Source organism: Acinetobacter sp. NIPH 817 (genome assembly GCF_000368405.1).
Classification (GTDB): Bacteria; Pseudomonadota; Gammaproteobacteria; order Pseudomonadales; family Moraxellaceae; genus Acinetobacter.
In genome coordinates this window covers 299,556-318,516 of record NZ_KB849419.1, presented here as the reverse complement: position 1 = coordinate 318,516, position 18,961 = coordinate 299,556, and the positions used below count along the sequence as shown (strand labels likewise).

Here is an 18,961-nt window from a genome sequence, read left to right as displayed (position 1 = left end):
GAAAAGAAATATGGCGGAATTGCCATATATGAAGTGAGCCACCCTGAAGTGGCGTAAGAATGAGATAAGCTATGAGTTATTTTGGAACGGATGGTATTCGTGGAAAATTTGGGCAAATGCCTATTACTCCAGAGTTTGCTTTAAAACTCGGATTTGCTGCAGGGAAGGTATTAAAACGAACGAGTCCAAAAAATAAACCACTCGTTGTATTAGGAAAAGACACTCGTTTATCTGGTTACATTTTAGAATCTGCTTTGCAGGCAGGCTTAAACGCTGCTGGCGTATATGTTCATCTACTTGGTCCATTACCAACACCAGCAATTGCACATCTTACCCGTGCTTTACATGCGCATGCAGGCATCGTTATTTCTGCATCGCATAATCCATATTATGATAATGGGATTAAATTCTTCTCAAGCGAAGGTAAAAAGTTACCAGACTCATTGCAAGAAGAGATTAATCAGGAATTAGAAAAAGATTTATTCATTGAGGACACTGCAAACTTAGGTAAAAGTGTTCGTGTAAATGATGCAAATGGTCGCTATATTGAATTCTGTAAATCTACTTTCCCTTACCACTTTGATTTAAATAATTTAAAGATTGTGTTGGACTGTGCTCATGGTGCTGCATATAGCGTCGGGCCTTCAGTTTTCCGTGAGTTAGGGGCAAAAGTTGTTGCTTTATATAATGAACCAGATGGCTTAAATATTAATGAGAGCTGTGGTTCAACACATCCTGAACACTTACAAAAAGCAGTAGTTGAGCACGAAGCAGATTTAGGTATTGCCTTTGATGGTGATGCTGACCGCGTTGTGATGGTGGATAAGTTTGGTAACTTAATTGATGGCGACCATATTTTATATATTTTGGCGACTCAAGCTCAAAATAAGCCAGCGGGTATTGTTGGTACTGTCATGAGTAATATGGCACTTGAAGTTGCACTTGAAAAAGCAAACGTTAACTTTGTTCGTGCAAAAGTCGGTGACCGCTATGTATTACAGGCTTTAGAAGAAAATGCTTGGGTGATAGGTGGTGAACCTTCTGGTCATATTCTAACTTTAGACAAGAGTACGACTGGTGATGCCATTATCGCCGCACTTCAAGTATTGACAGTAATGGTCGAGCAAAATAAGGCTCTTCATGAATTGGTTCAAGACTTTAAATTATTTCCACAAGTTCTTTTGAACGTACGTTTAGAACAAATGCTTGATCCGTATTCTATTCCGGCATTGGTTACTGAATTTGATAAAGCGGAAGCACAGCTCAAAGGCCGTGGACGTATCTTGATTCGTAAGTCTGGAACAGAGCCGGTGATTCGTGTCATGGTTGAAGGTGATGATGAGCAAGAGGTGAAAGCTTTAGCTCAGCATTTAGCTGATTCAGTTCGTTCACAAGCACAAGTCGCATAAGGTGCATGACATGAGTGATGTCATTAAAGATTTAAGTGAATTACGCTTAAGTTATGAGCAAGGTGAGTTGCATGAGGGGCAGGTTGAATCTAACCCTCATCAGCAGTTTCTTGGTTGGTTTAATCATGCTCTAGCAGCCAATTTGCATGAACCCTATGCAATGTCATTAGCAACTGCAAGTGCAAAGGGCAGACCTCATGTTAGAACAGTTTTGTTACGTGGGGCCACAGAAGCTGGTTATGATTTTTATACGAATTATGACAGTCAAAAAGGTATTGATTTGGCAGAAAATCCATATGCCGAATTATTATTTTACTGGCCAAGTCTAGAACGTCAGGTGCGAGTGGGTGGTCGCGTAGTTAAAATTGCTGAGCAAGAATCTACAGAATACTACCTTAAACGACCACGTGATAGCCAGATTGCAGCGCATATCAGTACCCCCCAAAGTGGTAAAATTGAAAGCCGAGAGCTGTTACAGCAACGTTTTCAAGACTTACAACAGCAAGTTGAAAGCCGTGAAGTGCTTGACAAGCCGGAATTCTGGGGCGGTTATCGTCTACAACCAGATTATTATGAATTCTGGCAAGGACGACCAAATCGTTTACATGACCGCTTAAGTTATGAAAAAATCGACGGTCAATGGACGCTGCACCGACTGATGCCTTAAATGACAAAAATACAAATTAAACAAAGACCTTTATTGACACGCCCTGAACAATTTCAGGGCGTGCCGCCGTTTATTGCCGAAATTTTGGCAAGGCGTGGAGTAGAATCTGAACAGGAATTAGAATTAAAGCTTAAGAATTTATTGGCCCCACAGCTCAAGGGATTAGAGACAGCTGTGGCATTAATAGATCAAGCTATTGATGCACAGAAAAAGATTGTTATTGTTGGCGACTATGATGCTGACGGTGCAACCAGCACAGCGTTAATGGTATTGGTGCTTCGTGATATGGGAGCACAAGTCGACTATTTAGTTCCAGACCGATTTAAATACGGTTATGGGCTTACCCCTGCAATTGCAGAGCTTGCACATCAAACTTATCAACCTGATTTATTAATTACAGTTGATAATGGAATTTCCAGCCATGCTGGAGTTGATACAGCCCATGCTCTCGGCATGCAAGTTATTATTACCGATCATCACTTAACAACAAAAGAAACGCCTCTAGCAGAGGCGGTGGTGAATCCAAATCAATTAGGCTGTGATTTTCCGAGTAAGGCGCTTGCTGGTGTTGGTGTTGCATTTTATGTGCTGGCTAATTTGGCAAGTTTACGTACTAGACAAGGTAAAAGCACAAGCAAAGTCACTCAATATCTAGATTTGGTTGCTTTGGGAACTTATGCGGATGTTGCTGTATTAGATTATAACAACCGCATTTTAGTGGATGCAGGCGTGAAGCGGATTCAGCAACATCAATGTCGAGTTGGAATATTGGCACTGTTGGATATTGCTGGCCGAGAGGCGTCGTCTTTGCGTGCACAAGATCTAGGTTTTGTTTTAGGTCCACGTATTAATGCTGCTGGGCGTATGGAGAGCATGCGAATCGGTATAGAGTGTTTATTAGCAGACTCTATGGAAACAGCTTACCCGATTGCTCAACAATTAAATCAGTTGAATATAGAGCGGCGACAAATTGAAGGAGAGATGAAGCAACAAGCTTTATCTGCTTTAGATAATTTGCAGCTCTCAAAAGAAGATATTCCCCCAGCTCTGGTGCTCTTCGAAGAAAACTGGCATCAAGGCGTGATTGGGATCGTGGCAGGGCGTTTAAAAGAACAGTTTCATCGACCAGCTATTGTCTTTGCACCAGATGAAGATGGTGTCCATATTAAAGGATCTGCGCGTTCAATTGATGGGGTGCATATTCGAGATACGATTGAACAGGTTGCTGAACAACATCCCGAATTGGTGAGCCATTTTGGTGGACATGCAGCAGCGGCAGGTTTAACGATACGTAAAGAAAATTTTGATGCTTTTAAAACAGTGTTCACTACCTGTGTTGCAGCTATGGAAGAATCTTTGTTTCAAGCTACTTTATGGACAGATGGGGAATTACCAGCTTCGGCTTTGCAACTAGACACATTGGATTGGATAGAGCAGCTTGGGCCATGGGGGCAAAAATTCCCTTTTCCTCAGTTTGAAGGACATTTTAAAGTTGTCGATTATCGCTGGCTTAAAGAAACACATTTAAAACTTAGATTGGCTCTTGATCAATATACTTTTGATGCGATTGCTTTTAATGCCGCTGGACGATTTGAATTTAATCCTATGCAAGATGAAGTTCATTTGGTCTATGAGATTGACCGTAATGTATTTAAGGGTAATGTAAATTTACAATTGCGTATTGTGCATTTAAACCAATAAAAAAAATCCGCTCATTTGAGCGGATTTTTTTATAAACTTCTGGTTAAGATTAGAAGCGGTAGCCTGCACGAACACCATAAGTGTTATCGTTGTCACCGAAACCAATACGACCTTCAAGACTTACTTGTTGATTCAAGAATTTTTTAGCATTAATACCAAATTCATCTTTATCAGTTAAGTCGTTATTGTAGTAATCCACACCAAGACTTAAAGTTTTATCGATGTAGTAGTCACCACGAACTTTATATTCGTCTAGGTCACCAAACGCACCGAACGCTTCAAGGTTTACGTCATGTTGACCTACTTGAGTTACGTATTTAGCACGAACTGTTGGATCAGCGCCGTCTTTACCGTCTTTCTCGTCGTAACCTTTAACACCTAGTGCAAGTAATAAACCTGGAGCTGGTAAATAACCTACTTCAGCTGCATAAGTAGTTACTTTGCTATCAATATTGGTGTTATCAATTTCACGCTCATTACGGCCTACATCACCGCTAAGGTAGAAATCTGAGTTAGGAACATAGTATTCAACACCTACGCCATACTGAGTATCTTTAGTACCGCTGTTATCGCCATAGTTGATAAGTGCGTTAACATTACTTGCACGGCTTAAAAATGCTGCTTCTGCAAGTGGAGCGTTACGAGTTTGAACAGGATTAAAGTAATAAGTCCCGTCAACACCGAATTTACTTACGCTGCTACCGTTGTCTGGATCAAGATAATTGTAAGAACCACCAACTTCAGCTTGGTAAGCGTTTGCTGCGCCACTTACTGCGAGTGCAGATAAAAGAGCTGATGCAATTGCTAGTTTTTTCATGGAATCTCTCCCCTCTAAAAAGCGATTTTATAAATGTTTTGTTACAACTTTTAGTCTAGAGGAAAATCGGGTAGCGTCAATCTTGCACAAGTAACCGCACTGTAACTATGTGCTTTTTTTGTAAATATGTTTAACTTAAATATTTGATTTTAAAATATAAATATAGAATGTTTAATTTTATTAAAATTGAGGATATTTTGTGTAGATCATAAAAAATGCTGTAAAAGTACCCAATTTTGTATGAGGATGTTACCGGTTAAGCTTAAAATGAACTGAAGAAAATTTAGAAATTAGATGAGCGAAATATAATGAGAAATACAAAGCAGGTTCGAAGATAACCGCAGCTATGCTAAAATAATCGACTGTTTATCTGCTTTTATGGGAACACTCGCGTGGAAATTAATCCTTATCTAAACCAATTGAAAGACTTAACTGATCGTAGCCAAACACTACGGGGGTATCTTTGACTACGATCTGAAAAAAGAGCGTTTAGAAGAAGTTTTACGTGAGTTAGAAGACCCTGCGATTTGGAATGATCAAAGCCGTGCTCAGGCGATGGCGAAGGAAAAGGGCGAACTAGAAAACGTTATTAATGTATTGGATGGGTTGTCAACACAACTTGAAGATGCAAAAGCGATGTTAGATTTGGCTGTAGAAGCTGATGATGAAAGCTTGCTTGAAGATGTTCAGTCAGAGCTTAGTGCTGCTGAAGATGAACTGGCTAAACTTGAATTCCGTCGTATGTTTAGTAACCCAATGGACCCTAATCCTTGCTATGTCGAGATTCAATCAGGTTCAGGCGGTACCGAAGCACAAGACTGGGCATCTATGCTTTTACGTATGTATATGCGCTGGATTGAACGTCATGGCTTCAAAGCAGAGCTTATGGAAGTATCTGATGGCGATGTCGCTGGTATTAAATCTGCAACAATTCGTGTTGAAGGTGAATATGCCTACGGTTGGTTACGCACAGAATCAGGTGTCCACCGTTTAGTTCGTAAATCACCATTTGACAGTGGTAACCGCCGTCATACTTCATTCTCTGCGGTATTTATTTCACCAGAAGTTGATGACAATATTGAAATTGATATTAATCCTTCTGATGTTCGTACCGATACTTACCGTGCATCTGGGGCAGGTGGTCAGCATATTAACAAAACCGATTCGGCAGTACGTTTGACCCACACTCCAACAGGTATTGTGGTGGCGTGTCAGAACCAGCGTTCGCAACATGCTAACCGTGACCATGCATGGAAACAGTTACGTGCACGTTTGTATGAATTGGAAATGCAAAAACGTAATGAAGCGGCTCAAGCTCTAGAAGACTCGAAGTCTGATATTGGTTGGGGAAGCCAAATTCGTTCATATGTATTAGATGATTCACGTATTAAAGATTTACGTACGGGCGTTGAAAATTCTAATACAGGTGCTGTTCTTGATGGTGACCTTGATCGCTTTATTGAGGCGAGCTTAAAACAAGGTTTATAAGAGTCTGCTGAACTTTTAGTTTAAATACAGTTCATCTATGAATATGTAGAACTCTTGGATTTTTAGCGATTAAAACGGCAAAGCAATTCAGCCTTCGAATCTTAATCGAAAAAATGCGATATGAATATCGAAAAAAATAGATATGAATATCGCAAAAATGCGATATGATGTTTTCGAAATGCTGAATAAAGCTTTGTTCGTTTAAAAGACGTGTTGAGCCTATGGATATTGATGCAATTAGCAAAGCCCTTTCCAATCCGCTACGTCGGCAGATTTTGCAATGGTTGAAAGAACCTGCGCATTATTTACCAGTGGAAGAGTGTGGTGGTAGTTTTGAGAAGGGTGTTTGTGCAGGTCATATTGAACGATTGGGCAAAGTAGCACAGTCTACAATGTCGAATCATTTGTCTGTTTTACAACAGGCGGGTCTGATTCAGGTCCAAAAATATGGTCAATGGTCTTATTTTTCACGTAACGAAGCTTTGATTCAGCAATATATCGAACATTTAAAACAAACACTTTAACGATATTAAAGTGTAAGTCGAGGCGACTATGGCTGAACTCAATACTCCCTTAACGGTTGGTGATTTTGAAATCAAAAATCGATTGGTAATGGCTCCATTAACGCGTGCGCGTAGTGGTGAAAGCCGAGTACCGAATGATTTAATGGTTGAATATTATCAACAGCGTGCAAATGCTGGTCTTATTTTGACTGAAGCAACAGTGATTGGTTCAAAAACTGTGGGTTATGCAGAAACTCCAGGATTGTGGTCACAAGAGCAAGCACAAGCTTGGAATAAAATTATTGAGGCAGTTCATGCTCAAGGTTCAAAAATTGTAGCTCAACTTTGGCATGTTGGCCGTATTTCGCATCCTGAACTTTTAGATGGTGATATTCCTGTTGCACCAAGTGCAATTCAACCTGCGGGTGAAGTGAGTTTATTACGTCCTAAACGTCCGTATGTAACGCCACGCGCACTTTCACTTGAAGAAGTGAAAGAGGTTATTGCTCAATATAAACATTCAGCAGAATTAGCTAAAGCAGCTGGTTTTGATGGTGTTGAATTACACGCAGCGAATGGTTACTTAATTGACCAGTTCCTTCAAAGTAATACGAATCAACGTGATGACGAATACGGTGGTCCTGTTGAAAACCGTGCACGTTTATTATTAGAAGTCGTTGATGCATTTATTGAAGTGTGGGGCGCTGGCCGAGTAGGTGTACATATTGCACCACGTGGTGATTCACACGATATGGGTGATGAAAACCCGTTAGCAACGTTTGGTTATGTAGTTGAACAACTAAGCCAACGTAATGTTGCTTTCATTTTCTCTCGTGAATATGAAGCTGCTGACAGTATTAGTCCTAAACTTCGCGAAAAATTTAATGGTGTATGGATTGCGAATGAGAACTTAACACCAGAGTCAGCAAAACGTATTTTGCGTGATGGTGAAGCTGACGCAGTATCTTTTGGTAAAGCATATATTGCCAACCCAGATCTTTTACAGCGTTTAGAGCAAGACTTACCTTTAAATGAACTTCAACCAACAACTTTATATGCGAAAGGTGCTGAAGGTTATACAGACTATCCAACGCTAGAAGCTTCGTAAACTTTTTGAACTGATGATTTACTGATTTCTTTAATTTATGGGTTCAGTAAATCGCTTTTCTTGTAATGGTAGAGTTTAGGTATCGAAACTCTGCCATTTTTTCTATCTATGTTATATTTTCCCCAGTTTTAAACTTTGACTATTTGAGGCAAACCGCTTGGCGACCCCATTTTGGTACAACACCGCACTCCATTTATTAAAACCTTTTTACCACTGGCGGATAAAAAAACGTGCAGAAAGCCAGGAATTATATAATCAGGAATGTCTTGAAAGATTTGGGCCGTTTGAATCTCCGAAAAATGTGAGAGCAATTTGGTTCCATGCTGTTTCGGTTGGAGAAACCAATGCTGCGCAGCCTTTAATCGAGCATTATCTTAAACTCGGTCAACCTGTGTTGGTTACTAATACGACTAAAACCGGGCAGGCACGTGCCAAATCATTATTTTTAAAAGCGCCGTATTTAGATTTATTTCAAGCAGTTTATTTGCCTGTCGATCAAAAGTATCTTTTAAAACAATTTTTTGAGTTGTATCAGCCAAAACTTTTAGCATTGGTTGAAACTGAGCTTTGGCCAAATTTAATTGATCAAGCCAAGCTACAACAGGTTCCTTGTTTATTGTTAAATGCGCGGTTATCAGAAAAATCAGCTAAAGGTTATAGCCGAGTCTCAGGTCTAACAGCAGGGATGTTGAAACAAATTGACTGGGTGTTGGCACAAGATAATGCGACTCGCCAACGCTATGTCGAGCTTGGCCTAGATCAACAAAAAAGTCAGGTGGTTGGAAATATTAAATTTGATATTCATGCACCAGAAGCATTTATAAATCAGGCAGCAAAGTTACACCAGCTATGGTATTTGGGCCAACGGAAAGTACTGACAATTGCCAGTACACATGCACCCGAAGAACAACAAATTTTGCAAGCACTTCAGCCTTATTTAAAGTCAGATCCAGAGTTAGTTTGTATTGTCGTACCTCGACATCCTGAACGTTTCGACGAAGTCTTTGAAATTTGCCAAAACCTAGATTTAATTACTCATCGTAGAAGTTTGAACCAAAGTATTCATACGAGTACGCAGGTTTATCTGGCTGATAGTATGGGGGAACTTTGGTTATGGTACGCCTTAAGTCAGGTGTGTTTTGTGGGTGGTTCTTTAAATGAGCCGGGCGGTGGGCATAATATTTTAGAGCCTATGGTTTTAAATGTGCCGACCGTAATAGGACCTCGTTACTTTAATTTCCAAACCATTGTCGATGAATTCATTGACGAAAATGGTGTGCTCATTGCCCAAGACGCTGAGCAAGTTGTGGCAATCTGGATGGCATGTTTAGCTGAACCTGATCAGGCTCAACAAGTGGTGGAACAAGCACATAAAGTCTTACAACGTAACCAAGGTTCATTGCAAAAACATATTGGCGTAATTAATCGGTATTTGGCCGACAAACCATGAATATCGTTTTACTAGAGCCTGAAGATATTCAGGCAGACAAGTGGTCAATTCACTCAAAGCGCCAATTACAACATTTACGTGAACATCTTGATATTACGGTTGGCCAAAATCTAAAAGTTGGTGTTCGTAATGGTGCACGTTATGCCACTGAAATTATTTCGATTAACGAGCAAGAAGTTTGTATACGACCTATTAGTGAAGAAGCTGTCCCTGCAAAACTTCCGATTCATTTAATTGTGGCTTTACCAAGGCCCAAAGTTTTACGCCGTTTGATCATGGATAGTGTGACTTTAGGTGTTGAAAGAATTAGTTTGATTCATAGTTATCGCGTAGATAAAAGTTATTGGCAAACTCCATTTTTGCAACAACTTGATAACTATGTGACTTTAGGGCTTGAGCAAGCAGGTGACACGATTGTTCCTGAAATTCACATGTACAAACGCTTTAAACCTTTTGTTGAAGACGTTCTGCCAAGCTTGATCTCGAAAGAAAAACCAGCCTATGTGGCTCACCCTTATGCCGAGCAGAGCATGCCAGTGAATATTCCACATGCTTGTAGTGTAGTCGTTGGGCCTGAAGGTGGCTTTATTCCCTATGAAATTGATTTGCTCACAAAAAACGGCTGCCAAGCTGTGAGCTTAGGCAACCGTATTTTAAGAACTGAAACGTCTATTTCTTATATTTTAGGTCGTCTCTTTAGTTGATGCTTCAGGGTTTAAAAGTGGCTGATTTGCGGCCATTTTTAATTCCTGAATTGGGTAAGGAATATTAATTCCGTTCGCATTAAAAGCTTGCTTGACCTGAGCTTGAATGGTGCTCGTAGATGACGAAATATCAGTTTCAGTTGTATCAACCCACCAGCGTACAGTCAGGTTAACCGAGAAATCTGCTAACGCTGTAACGTTAACCGAGAAGGCTGGCTGACTGAGTACATTTCGGTCATTATTAAGAATATCTAAAATAATCTGCTTGGCTTTTTGTTCGTCATCGTCATATCCAATTCCGACTACAAACTCACAGCGTCGTTGTTGATAAGCAGTATTTACAGTTAAAGCACTCGTATAAACAGTTGCGTTTGGAATAACAATTCGACGACCATCTGGCGAGCGTAAGAATGTTGCACGAATTTGAATATCTTCAACAGTTCCTTCAAGCGAATTGACAACAATGGAATCGCCAATGCGGAATGGTTCACTTAATAAGATTAAGATGCCTGACAATAAGTTTTGAAAGATATCTTTAAATGCAAAACCAATTGCGACCGAACCAATACCTAAGGCACTCATGAGTTGGCCCGGTGTGAACCCTGGAATCATAATGACGAGAGCAATTAAGAAACCAAAAAATAGAATTGTCGTGCTGCCTACACGGTTTAAGACCAAAACTAGGTTTTGGCGTGTGTAAGAGCGGTTTTCTAAGGTTTTACGAACAAAGAACTTAAATAATTTGGTCAGTAGCCAAAAAATAATAAAAACGATAATCGCAATACATATATAAGGCACACGTTCCCAAAAGCTATCCACGATTTTGTCGATAGTGGTATAGGCATCATGATACTTTTCAGTATGGGCTAAAACCGTTTGAGTGGTTTTAGTGCCCGCTTCTTGTAAAAGTTCGCCTGTATTTTTTGCGACATCCGTTAAGGATTTTTGTTCATCAGCCACGGCAAGTCTCAATTAAAAAAAATTTATGAAAGCGATTTTCGGCTTTCATCATAGTAGGAGATAAAATGTGCGCCTACTATAATGAGTTCATCTAAATAATAAAGTGTTTTTTAATTAAAAGTATTCCGTTCCTTTTTGTAAGATTTGTGTCGGTGTTGCTAAGGTATCAGTCCCTGAGAAATAATAAAAAATTCCTGCTGTTGAAATAAGGCTAATTAAAATAGCGACTAAAATAAGCCAAGCCATCAGTTTTTCTATAAACGTTGCTGGTCGAACAGGACCATATTCGTTGGGACCTGCTGTACCTGAGGCAAGCAGTAAATAAATCATAAAAAAGAACTGAACAACTGGAATGAACAATAGCAGTCCCATCCAGCCACTCTTATTTAGATCGTGCAAGCGTCGAACAACGAGTACAATATTTAAATAAATCAGAAACAGCGAAAAAGCCCAGACTACTAAAGCACTGGCTCCAGAAAGAGAGCTATAAAATTCAAAATTAAATAAATTGCTTGAAAGCTGAAAATTTCCAAGAAATGAAGCCAAAATGAAATAGCCCAAGAGGGTGACTAAATAAATCAGTCCATAACCACCTAAATAGCTCATGCGATTAAAGCGTCCATGAATTGAAAACGGACTATCTTTAAAAGGGAGCTGAGGTGGGCGTGAGGAGCTTGTTTGGGCAAACATATTATTTTATTCCTAGGTTGCATATGAGAGACAAAATAATCTTTGTTGATGATCAAAACCATCAAATCTTGAAAAAATTATAAAAGTAAAAGCTATAGACAAATGTTTTAAATCAACTTAATTTTATAAAAATGTTCATAATTTCGTGTGCTTGAGTAAGTGGTTAATATATGACCAAAGTCGCATTGTCTAGGCTTTGAAACAGTCATCATACTGAAAAGGCATACAAATAAGATCCAGTAAAATAATAGCCACAGTCTCGAGATGGGATGCACAAGATCAAGGAAGTTGCGTATGAATGAGATCTATCCAGTACCAGAGGAATTTAAAAAGACAGCTCGTACTGTTGAAGCAGACTACTTTAAACGTTATCAACACTCTATCGAGAACCCAGATGAATTCTGGGCAGAGCAAGCTAAAATTGTCGATTGGATAAAGCCATTTACCCAAGTTAAAAATACGAGTTTTGACAAAGACAATTTCAAAATTGAATGGTTTGCTGATGGTGAGTTGAACGTATCAGCAAATTGCCTAGACAGGCATCTTAAAGAACACCCTCATAAACCTGCAATTATTTGGGAAGGGGACCATCCTTCTCGCCATAAGATCGTTTCTTATAAAGAATTACACGACGAAGTCTGCCGCTTTGCCAACGTTTTAAAGAAATATGGTATTGGTAAAGGCGACCGTGTTGTGTTGTATATGCCGATGGTCACTGAGGCTGCAATTGCCATGTTGGCCTGTGCCCGTATTGGTGCTGTTCACTGCGTGGTGTTTGGTGGGTTCTCACCAGACTCTTTAGCAAGCCGTATTGAAGATAGTCAAGCTAAACTGGTGATTACCGCAGACTCAAGTCTACGTGCCGGAAAACTATTACCACTCAAAGAAAATGTCGATTTGGCTCTAGAATTGCCGGGTACAGAGTGCGTTGAAAATGTAGTTGTGGTTTACCGTAATGCGAACCCGATTGAAATGAAGCCGGGACGTGATTTGTGGTATCACCTCATTATTATGGAAGTGGATGCCAACTGTCCTCCAGAACCGATGAAGGCAGAAGACCCATTATTTATTCTCTATACCTCGGGTTCGACAGGTAAACCTAAAGGTGTTTTGCATACCACAGGTGGTTATTTAGTCTATGTAACAAGTACCTTTAAAGAGGTCTTTGATTTAAAACAAGATGATGTGTACTGGTGTACGGCCGATGTAGGCTGGATTACAGGTCATAGTTATTTGATTTATGGACCACTTGCAAATGGAACTACGACTTTAATGTTTGAGGGTGTCCCTCAATATCCAACATGGGCACGTCTTGGTCATGTGGTCGATAAGCACAAAGTCTCTATTTTATATACGGCCCCAACCGCAATTCGCGCGATGATGCGAGAAGGGGATTCATTTGTACGTGAAAGTAACCGTAGCAGCCTGCGTTTACTTGGTTCGGTCGGTGAGCCTATTAACCCTGAAGCTTGGAATTGGTACTACAACGTTGTTGGTGAAGGCCGCTGTCCGATTGTTGATACATGGTGGCAAACCGAAACAGGCGGTATTTTGATTGCCCCATTGCCAGGTGCAACAGCTTTAAAACCAGGTTCGGCAACACGTCCGTTATTTGGTATTCAACCTGCCATTGTAGATGGTGAAGGCAATGAGCTAGAAGGTGCGGCTGAAGGTAATCTTGTGATTAAAGATTCATGGCCGGGCCAGATGCGTACCATTTGGGGCGATCCTGATCGCTTTATTGAAGCGTATTTCTCGACCTTTAAAAATACCTACTTTACGGGTGATGGTGCTCGCCGTGATGAAGATGGTTATTACTGGATCACAGGTCGAGTTGATGATGTCTTAAACGTTTCAGGCCACCGTCTGGGCACTGCTGAAATTGAAAGTGCTCTTGTTTCGCATGAGTCAGTAGCAGAGGCAGCCGTAGTAGGTATGCCTCATGATATTAAAGGACAGGGCATTTGTACCTTCGTGACCTTACAGGCGGGTGTGCCAGAGTCGGAAGAACTGCGTAAAGAGTTAATTAACTGGGTACGTAAAGTGCTTGGACCTGTGGCTTCACCTGATGCACTACATTGGGCACCAGTATTACCTAAAACCCGATCTGGTAAAATCATGCGCCGTATTTTAAGAAAAATTGCAGCAAATGAGCTTGATAGTTTGGGTGATACTTCAACTTTGGCTGAGCCTGCCGTGGTAGATCAGTTAATTGAAACTGTTTATCCTGATAAACAAAACTAATTTTAAAAAAGCCCCAGATGGGGCTTTTTTATTGGGCTTTATTTAAGACTTTCCTAAAAAGTCAGCAGTATTTTGTACATTTGCAAATGTACTAAGCGCAGTTAAAAAAGCGGTTTGTACGTCTTCAGCTTTTACAATTTTCCCGTCATAGCTTAAATTGCGAGTTGCGGTTGCATCTGCAATTAAGATCGGTTGATAGCCCAGTTCTTTGGCTGCGCGTGTACCTGAATCAATACACATGTGTGTCATCATGCCTGTAATCACGAGTTGCTCAATTTGATGTGTTTTTAAAAGTTCATCTAAATCGGTTTCTAAAAAACTATTTGGATAGTGCTTTGTTACGATTAATGAATCACTTCCAGTACTGAGTTCAGGGTGAAGTAAAACTCCATCTGTATTTTCTTGGAAGAAACTCGCTTGTGGCGGGTTAATATGTTGCACATAAATGATTGGCAAGTTTTTCTCGCTAAAATATTGTTCGAGTTGTTTTATTTTTTCTAGTGCTTGCTCTGGTCCAACCAATTCCATTTTGCCATTTTTAAAATAATCATTTTGTACATCGATAATTAATAGTGCTTGTTTCATGAGATCACTCTTGTTGATATGAGATAAAACAAGATTATTCTCTGCCAGTAAAATCGGCTATAGTCAGATGAAAGCATTACCGCCAGTTTTCTTTCACCATGAAAAATGAATATTGAATTAGACCCGATTGATCTAAAAATTATTGCATTGCTTAAACACGATTCTCGACTAACCAATAAAGAAATTGGGCAGCGAGTTCACCGGACAGGGCAGGCGGTGGGCACTCGAATTGCTCAGTTGATGGATGCTGGTGTCATCAAAAATTACACGATTGCCGTGCAATATTCGCATAAACAATTTATTCATTTGCATTTAAATGAACAACGCGCTTTTGAGGAAATTGAAAATCTGGTCAAGCAATATGAACAAATCGATGAATGCTTTAAAGTGATGGGCAATGCTTGCTATATGATCGTCAGCCATTTTGAACCCGCAGCATTAAATGAATTTATTGAGAAACTTTCAAAATGGTGCCGTTATTCGGTTGAAACAGTGATTCGAGAAGTCGAGAAATCTTAAAAATAAAGGCTCCAAGCCGAGTCTTGGAGCCAATAAGTCTTTATTTTTAATTTATTGTTTTTATTGTCTTGCGCTGCTTTAAATGAAGTTTTTAGGCTGATTTCGCTTGAATTTCTATCTCCTTTTCTTGTTGAAGTTCTAATTGGCGAACGAGTGGTAGAACTTTTTCCCCAAAATATTCTACTTCTTCAATGAAATGTAAGAATCCAGAAAGAATCAAATCAACACCTACATTTTTAAGCGCCACAATACGCTCTGCAATTTGTTGAGGTGTACCAATTAAATTGGTTTTAAAGCCATCGTTATATTGCACTAAATCTTCAAAACTTGATTTTGCCCAGTTACCTTGTTGCTCAGGAGAGGCTGCACCTGCTTCACGTGTTGCATCGCCAAAAGCATTTACCGCTTCAGTGTTGGCTTTATCAATAATTTCTTGAAGTACCGCTTTTGCTTCTTCTTCGGTATCTCTAGCAATAATGAACGCATTTACACCAATTTTAACCTGATGGTTATTGGCTTTAGCTTTAGTGTGAATGTCTTCGACTTGTTTTTGAATTTCTTCTACGGTATTACCGTTGGTGAAATACCAGTCAGATACGCGTGAAGCCATGTCACGTGCAGCCCGTGAGCTGCCGCCTTGAAACACTTCAATATGAGGCTTTTGCAGAGGTTTCGGTTTAAGTGTGTAGTTTTGGAATTGATAGTATTTACCATCGAAACTATAGTTATCGGTGGTCCAGATTCCTTTTAACGTACGAATAAATTCTTCAGAGCGGACGTAGCGCTGATCATGTTCTGGCCACTCTTCACCAATCGCATCAAATTCTCCTCTAAACCAACCACTCACCACATTAATGGCAATACGGCCTTCAGTTAAATAATCAATTGTTGCAAGTTGCTTGGCTGCGAGTGCCGGTTTCCAAGGGCCAGGCAGAATAGCTGCAATGACTTTAAGTTTTTCAGTTTTTGCCAATAATGCATGACTGAAACTTACTGATTCATGCTGGTTTTCTGCCCCATAGCCCGCCGTAAAACGAATTTGGGTGAGCGCATATTCAAAACCATTTTTTTCGGCAGCCTGTGCAAGTCGAACATTGTAGTCATAACTCCAGTCTGTACGCTGTTCGATGTTACTTACTACAAGGCCACCGCTTACGTTTGGTACCCAATAAGCAAATTTAATTGGTTGTTGTAATTGCGTCATGGTTTGCTCTCCCAATTCGTTATTTTTATTTAGCGATATTGCACTTAGGCAACATGCGTTAATGATTTGCCAGACTTGTGATGCAAGCGAGACTCTGCCGCATCAAGATCAGGCACAGCCGCTGAAGGTAATACTTCTTCTTGCTCAATTTGCTTGTTAATACCAAGCTCTTGATTTGCTTGCTGAGTCTTAGACTTGATTACTTCAGCACGTTCACCTTTCGCTGGTGCCCATTCTAAAATTGGCAATGCACGCGCTACTGCTAACGTAATACGATCTGATAATTGCTCGCTTTTCACCGTGTATTCAGGGGTAAAGTCACGATCGGTCGCATATACACCAATCGGTAAAGTTTGTGCTTGGAAGAAACTGAACAATGGACGAAGTTGATGTTCAAGTACCAGTGCATGACGATCACTACCACCCGATGCTGCTAAAAGTACAGGCACATCGACCAATGCAGTTTGTTCAACAAAATCGAAGAAATGTTTGAAAAGACCCGTAAAAGATGCGCGGTAAACTGGTGTACCGACAATTAAAGCATCAGCTGCTTCAACCGCTGCAAGATCATCTTGTACGCGCTGTGGAAGTTGGTTGCGATAAAATGCACCGCCTAATAAGGGCCCAATTTCGCTTAATTTAATAAAGTGAACTTTAATGTCGGTTGCTTCGGATAACTCATCAAGAATGGCTTGAACCAAACTTTCCGTTTTAGAGGGGGTATTTAAGCCACCAGAAACAGCAACAATATTTAAAGGTTTTGGGGATGTGATACCAGTCATAATTTGGTTCCTAAGTCTAAAACAAGAGATTAGACTTATTAATCAATAACGACGGTAAACTGTAAAATAACGAAATTGGTCAACCTTATCAGTTTTAAATATAAAAGATAAATAGAGGATTTTTATACTTAGTTTTTATATTAAATTATTGATTTTATTTTATATAATTATAGGTGATATATTTTTTATAATAAAAAGTAAGCTTATATAAAAAACAGATTAATTTTGATTAAATGTTAAAAAACATCTGAATATTTTAGCTAAGTTCTGCATTTATCAACATTTTGCATAAAAATGGATAAGATGAACGTATCTTTCATCTAAATAGTAGGGTTACAATAGGCCATACTTATGCTCAAGATTACTTTAATCGCTTATGAATATTTTAATCGTTGATGATCATCCTTTGTTTCGTCATGCTTTAATTCAAGCAGTACGTTATAGCCTGCCACAGGCACAAATTCATGAAACAGCTTCGGTTGATGAGTTTTATGAGCGTTTGGAAAATGGGGCAGAACCTGATCTAGTCTTACTCGATTTAAATTTACCGGGTGCCTCAGGCTTTTCTGCTCTAGTCTATGTACGAGCACAGTATCCAGCTATTCCAATTATTGTGGTTTCTGCACATGAAGAAACTTCAATTATTCAGCGTGCGATTGCACATGGCGCGATGGGATATATTCCTAAATCTGCTCATCCAAGTCATATTGGTGAAGCGATTCGCCACGTCTTAGAAGGTGAAATCTGGTTACCGCCTAATTTGCCACCTAACCTTAATCTTGATCCGCGAGCGGCAGATGAAACTGCTTTAGCTGAACGTATTCAATCTTTAACACCACAGCAATTCCGTGTTTTGATGATGGTTGCGGAAGGTTTGCTTAATAAACAGATTGCCTATGAACTCGATGTGTCAGAAGCAACGATTAAAGCGCATGTGACAGCAATCTTTAGAAAATTAGGTGTGCAAAACCGTACACAAGCCGTATTGGCAATTAGTGCATTAAATATTGAAGATAAGAAAATCTAAAAATAAAAAAGACCTCAGTTGAGGTCTTTTTTATGTGTGCCACTTAAGCAAGGCAATCTTGCTTTGGTGTTAGGCTGTCGCAGTACAAAGGATTGAGTGCACATTGCAAATCATCGATCTGTTCTTGGGTCACATAGCCTTTACTTTTTAAATATTCAGCTACACGGTCATCACGCAAGCTTAAAAACGCTGCATCATAAACGCCTAAATCTACAAAAAGTGCAGCTGTTTCTAGGCTGTTGAAGCGATCAAGGAAAATATCATTGCCATACATTAAGAAGATATGGTCGAGTTTTGCTTTTTCATCGACATGTAGTCGTTCAGCAAGTTGATCAGGGTGCGTTTTAATAAAGAGTAAGTCAGATAATTCATCGAATTGAGTCATATCTAACTGATTCTCGCCGAGTTTGACATGACCAAGCCAAGCTTTGAAAACCAAAACCGCACCGCCACGGAGTAGCATGCTCCAGATTTGATGACGTGTGTCATGGTCAAGATTTTCACTTTCAGCGCTAAGAACCTTTAAGAAGTTTTCTTCTTGTTGTGCCAATTTATCAAATAAACCTAATCCTTGAGGATGATAAGCTGCAGGTGCAAATACATCAAAATTTAGATCATGAAATACATTAAGTGCGAGTGGGACTGCACACTGATAAATCGTATTTAACGCCTTGATATGGGCTTCATTGAGTTTGCTATTGGGAAAAATACTTTGCCAATCTAGTTCAGGAAGTAAAGCATTGGCACTGTATTGACGATAAAACTGTTGAGATGAGAGTTGGTTTTGTGGGCTGTTATCGGAAATATTCATGGCAATTGTCCTTTGCATTAATTCGTGAGCAGGGGTGCTTAATATAGAAATCGGTTAAAAATGGTTATACATTTATCAAATGCGTTTGGAATAGTTATGTGTCATCAAGAATGCAAGTAGAATACGACTAAAGTCTTATGTGGTGGTTTTGGTTAGATAATAGTTTTAAAAAACAAATATTTATTAAATTGTAACTAAGTATACAAGTGTTCACTTACAAAAAAGATGGGCTTTGCCATAGAAAAAGGGCTGTTGGAAAGTTTAGCCAACTATTTAATCATCAAAAGTAGAC

At 39.6% G+C, this 18,961-nt stretch carries 18 protein-coding genes; 11 read left to right on the top strand and 7 right to left on the bottom strand.

Annotated features, from left to right (window positions below):
- The first annotated feature begins 71 nt into the window (after window positions 1-71).
- From glmM to recJ, 3 genes are read left to right on the top strand one after another with little or no spacing between them, the layout of a single operon-like run.
- Window positions 72-1,409, top strand: a complete 1,338-nt coding sequence (gene glmM, locus F968_RS02860) for a phosphoglucosamine mutase (RefSeq protein ID WP_004790041.1) — start codon at window positions 72-74, stop codon at window positions 1,407-1,409.
- Between the two features lie 10 nt (window positions 1,410-1,419).
- Window positions 1,420-2,076 (top strand): pyridoxamine 5'-phosphate oxidase, encoded by a 657-nt coding sequence (pdxH, locus tag F968_RS02855; RefSeq protein WP_004790039.1) that lies wholly within the window; start codon window positions 1,420-1,422, stop codon window positions 2,074-2,076.
- The gene (gene recJ / locus F968_RS02850) at window positions 2,077-3,777 is read left to right on the top strand and encodes a single-stranded-DNA-specific exonuclease RecJ (protein ID WP_004790037.1); all 1,701 of its coding nucleotides are present in this window, start codon (window positions 2,077-2,079) and stop codon (window positions 3,775-3,777) included.
- A gap of 49 nt (window positions 3,778-3,826) precedes the next feature.
- On the opposite strand, the gene F968_RS02845 is transcribed toward recJ, so the two are convergent.
- Window positions 3,827-4,594, bottom strand: a complete 768-nt coding sequence (locus tag F968_RS02845) for a putative porin (protein WP_004790036.1) — start codon at window positions 4,592-4,594, stop codon at window positions 3,827-3,829.
- 392 nt (window positions 4,595-4,986) lie between these two features.
- Between F968_RS02845 and prfB the strand changes: the two genes are divergently transcribed.
- The 5 genes from prfB (at window position 4,987) to F968_RS02820 (ending at window position 9,847) form a co-directional block, all read left to right on the top strand.
- Window positions 4,987-6,082 (top strand): peptide chain release factor 2 gene (prfB, locus tag F968_RS02840; RefSeq protein ID WP_107880456.1). Its coding sequence is split into 2 segments (ribosomal slippage): window positions 4,987-5,058 and window positions 5,060-6,082, totalling 1,095 coding nucleotides; the frame shifts between segments, so codons are not numbered across the junction.
- Between the two features lie 221 nt (window positions 6,083-6,303).
- Window positions 6,304-6,606: an ArsR/SmtB family transcription factor gene (locus F968_RS02835; protein ID WP_002121891.1), complete on the top strand. Its 303-nt coding sequence runs from the start codon at window positions 6,304-6,306 to the stop codon at window positions 6,604-6,606.
- A 28-nt stretch (window positions 6,607-6,634) separates the two neighbouring features.
- A complete protein-coding gene (locus tag F968_RS02830) occupies window positions 6,635-7,693 on the top strand; it encodes an alkene reductase (RefSeq protein ID WP_004790031.1) in 1,059 nt (352 codons plus the stop codon).
- A 157-nt stretch (window positions 7,694-7,850) separates the two neighbouring features.
- Complete coding sequence (locus F968_RS02825) at window positions 7,851-9,143, top strand: 3-deoxy-D-manno-octulosonic acid transferase (protein ID WP_004790029.1); 1,293 nt, start codon at window positions 7,851-7,853, stop codon at window positions 9,141-9,143.
- The gene (locus F968_RS02820) at window positions 9,140-9,847 is read left to right on the top strand and encodes a 16S rRNA (uracil(1498)-N(3))-methyltransferase (RefSeq protein WP_004790027.1); all 708 of its coding nucleotides are present in this window, start codon (window positions 9,140-9,142) and stop codon (window positions 9,845-9,847) included. The genes F968_RS02825 and F968_RS02820 overlap by 4 nt, the downstream gene beginning before the upstream one ends.
- Here the strand turns inward: F968_RS02820 and F968_RS02815 are convergent.
- Together F968_RS02815 and F968_RS02810 are read right to left on the bottom strand one after the other, a co-directional pair.
- Entirely contained in the window at window positions 9,827-10,807 is a 981-nt protein-coding gene (locus tag F968_RS02815) for a mechanosensitive ion channel family protein (protein WP_004790025.1), read from the bottom strand. The two genes, F968_RS02820 and F968_RS02815, sit on opposite strands and share 21 nt — an antisense overlap.
- 114 nt (window positions 10,808-10,921) lie before the next feature.
- Window positions 10,922-11,497 carry a DUF805 domain-containing protein gene (locus F968_RS02810; protein WP_004790022.1) on the bottom strand — a complete coding sequence of 192 codons (576 nt, stop codon included), beginning with the start codon at window positions 11,495-11,497 and terminating at the stop codon, window positions 10,922-10,924.
- 294 nt (window positions 11,498-11,791) lie between these two features.
- Here F968_RS02810 and acs point away from each other — a divergent pair, with 294 nt between their 5' ends.
- A complete protein-coding gene (acs, locus tag F968_RS02805; protein WP_004790021.1) occupies window positions 11,792-13,741 on the top strand; it encodes an acetate--CoA ligase in 1,950 nt (649 codons plus the stop codon).
- 42 nt (window positions 13,742-13,783) lie between these two features.
- Here acs and F968_RS02800 read toward each other — a convergent pair whose 3' ends face one another.
- Window positions 13,784-14,326, bottom strand: coding sequence for a cysteine hydrolase family protein (locus tag F968_RS02800; protein WP_004790018.1), 543 nt, complete (start codon window positions 14,324-14,326; stop codon window positions 13,784-13,786).
- Between the two features lie 105 nt (window positions 14,327-14,431).
- Between F968_RS02800 and F968_RS02795 the strand changes: the two genes are divergently transcribed.
- Window positions 14,432-14,845 carry an Lrp/AsnC family transcriptional regulator gene (locus F968_RS02795; RefSeq protein WP_004790016.1) on the top strand — a complete coding sequence of 138 codons (414 nt, stop codon included), beginning with the start codon at window positions 14,432-14,434 and terminating at the stop codon, window positions 14,843-14,845.
- 91 nt (window positions 14,846-14,936) lie between these two features.
- Here F968_RS02795 and sfnG read toward each other — a convergent pair whose 3' ends face one another.
- Window positions 14,937-16,049, bottom strand: coding sequence for a dimethylsulfone monooxygenase SfnG (gene sfnG / locus F968_RS02790; protein WP_004790015.1), 1,113 nt, complete (start codon window positions 16,047-16,049; stop codon window positions 14,937-14,939).
- A 44-nt stretch (window positions 16,050-16,093) separates the two neighbouring features.
- The gene (gene msuE / locus F968_RS02785) at window positions 16,094-16,831 is read right to left on the bottom strand and encodes an FMN reductase (RefSeq protein ID WP_004790014.1); all 738 of its coding nucleotides are present in this window, start codon (window positions 16,829-16,831) and stop codon (window positions 16,094-16,096) included.
- 376 nt (window positions 16,832-17,207) lie between these two features.
- Here msuE and F968_RS02780 point away from each other — a divergent pair, with 376 nt between their 5' ends.
- Window positions 17,208-17,858 carry a response regulator transcription factor gene (locus F968_RS02780; protein WP_004790013.1) on the top strand — a complete coding sequence of 217 codons (651 nt, stop codon included), beginning with the start codon at window positions 17,208-17,210 and terminating at the stop codon, window positions 17,856-17,858.
- A 43-nt stretch (window positions 17,859-17,901) separates the two neighbouring features.
- Here F968_RS02780 and F968_RS02775 read toward each other — a convergent pair whose 3' ends face one another.
- Window positions 17,902-18,669, bottom strand: coding sequence for a hypothetical protein (locus F968_RS02775; RefSeq protein WP_004790012.1), 768 nt, complete (start codon window positions 18,667-18,669; stop codon window positions 17,902-17,904).
- Between the last annotated feature and the right edge of the window lie 292 nt (window positions 18,670-18,961).

Bases quoted from the DNA above. Each gene is read 5' to 3' on its own strand.
- glmM (WP_004790041.1), top strand. From the start codon at position 72: ATGAGTTATTTTGGAACGGATGGTATTCGTGGAAAATTTGGGCAAATG.
- pdxH (WP_004790039.1), top strand. From the start codon at position 1,420: ATGAGTGATGTCATTAAAGATTTAAGTGAATTACGCTTAAGTTATGAG.
- acs (WP_004790021.1), top strand. From the start codon at position 11,792: ATGAATGAGATCTATCCAGTACCAGAGGAATTTAAAAAGACAGCTCGT.
- F968_RS02780 (WP_004790013.1), top strand. From the start codon at position 17,208: ATGAATATTTTAATCGTTGATGATCATCCTTTGTTTCGTCATGCTTTA.
- F968_RS02810 (WP_004790022.1), bottom strand. From the start codon at position 11,497: ATGTTTGCCCAAACAAGCTCCTCACGCCCACCTCAGCTCCCTTTTAAA.
- F968_RS02835 (WP_002121891.1), top strand. From the start codon at position 6,304: ATGGATATTGATGCAATTAGCAAAGCCCTTTCCAATCCGCTACGTCGG.
- F968_RS02775 (WP_004790012.1), bottom strand. From the start codon at position 18,669: ATGAATATTTCCGATAACAGCCCACAAAACCAACTCTCATCTCAACAG.
- F968_RS02795 (WP_004790016.1), top strand. From the start codon at position 14,432: ATGAATATTGAATTAGACCCGATTGATCTAAAAATTATTGCATTGCTT.
- F968_RS02845 (WP_004790036.1), bottom strand. From the start codon at position 4,594: ATGAAAAAACTAGCAATTGCATCAGCTCTTTTATCTGCACTCGCAGTA.
- F968_RS02820 (WP_004790027.1), top strand. From the start codon at position 9,140: ATGAATATCGTTTTACTAGAGCCTGAAGATATTCAGGCAGACAAGTGG.
- sfnG (WP_004790015.1), bottom strand. From the start codon at position 16,049: ATGACGCAATTACAACAACCAATTAAATTTGCTTATTGGGTACCAAAC.
- F968_RS02830 (WP_004790031.1), top strand. From the start codon at position 6,635: ATGGCTGAACTCAATACTCCCTTAACGGTTGGTGATTTTGAAATCAAA.
- recJ (WP_004790037.1), top strand. From the start codon at position 2,077: ATGACAAAAATACAAATTAAACAAAGACCTTTATTGACACGCCCTGAA.
- msuE (WP_004790014.1), bottom strand. From the start codon at position 16,831: ATGACTGGTATCACATCCCCAAAACCTTTAAATATTGTTGCTGTTTCT.
- F968_RS02800 (WP_004790018.1), bottom strand. From the start codon at position 14,326: ATGAAACAAGCACTATTAATTATCGATGTACAAAATGATTATTTTAAA.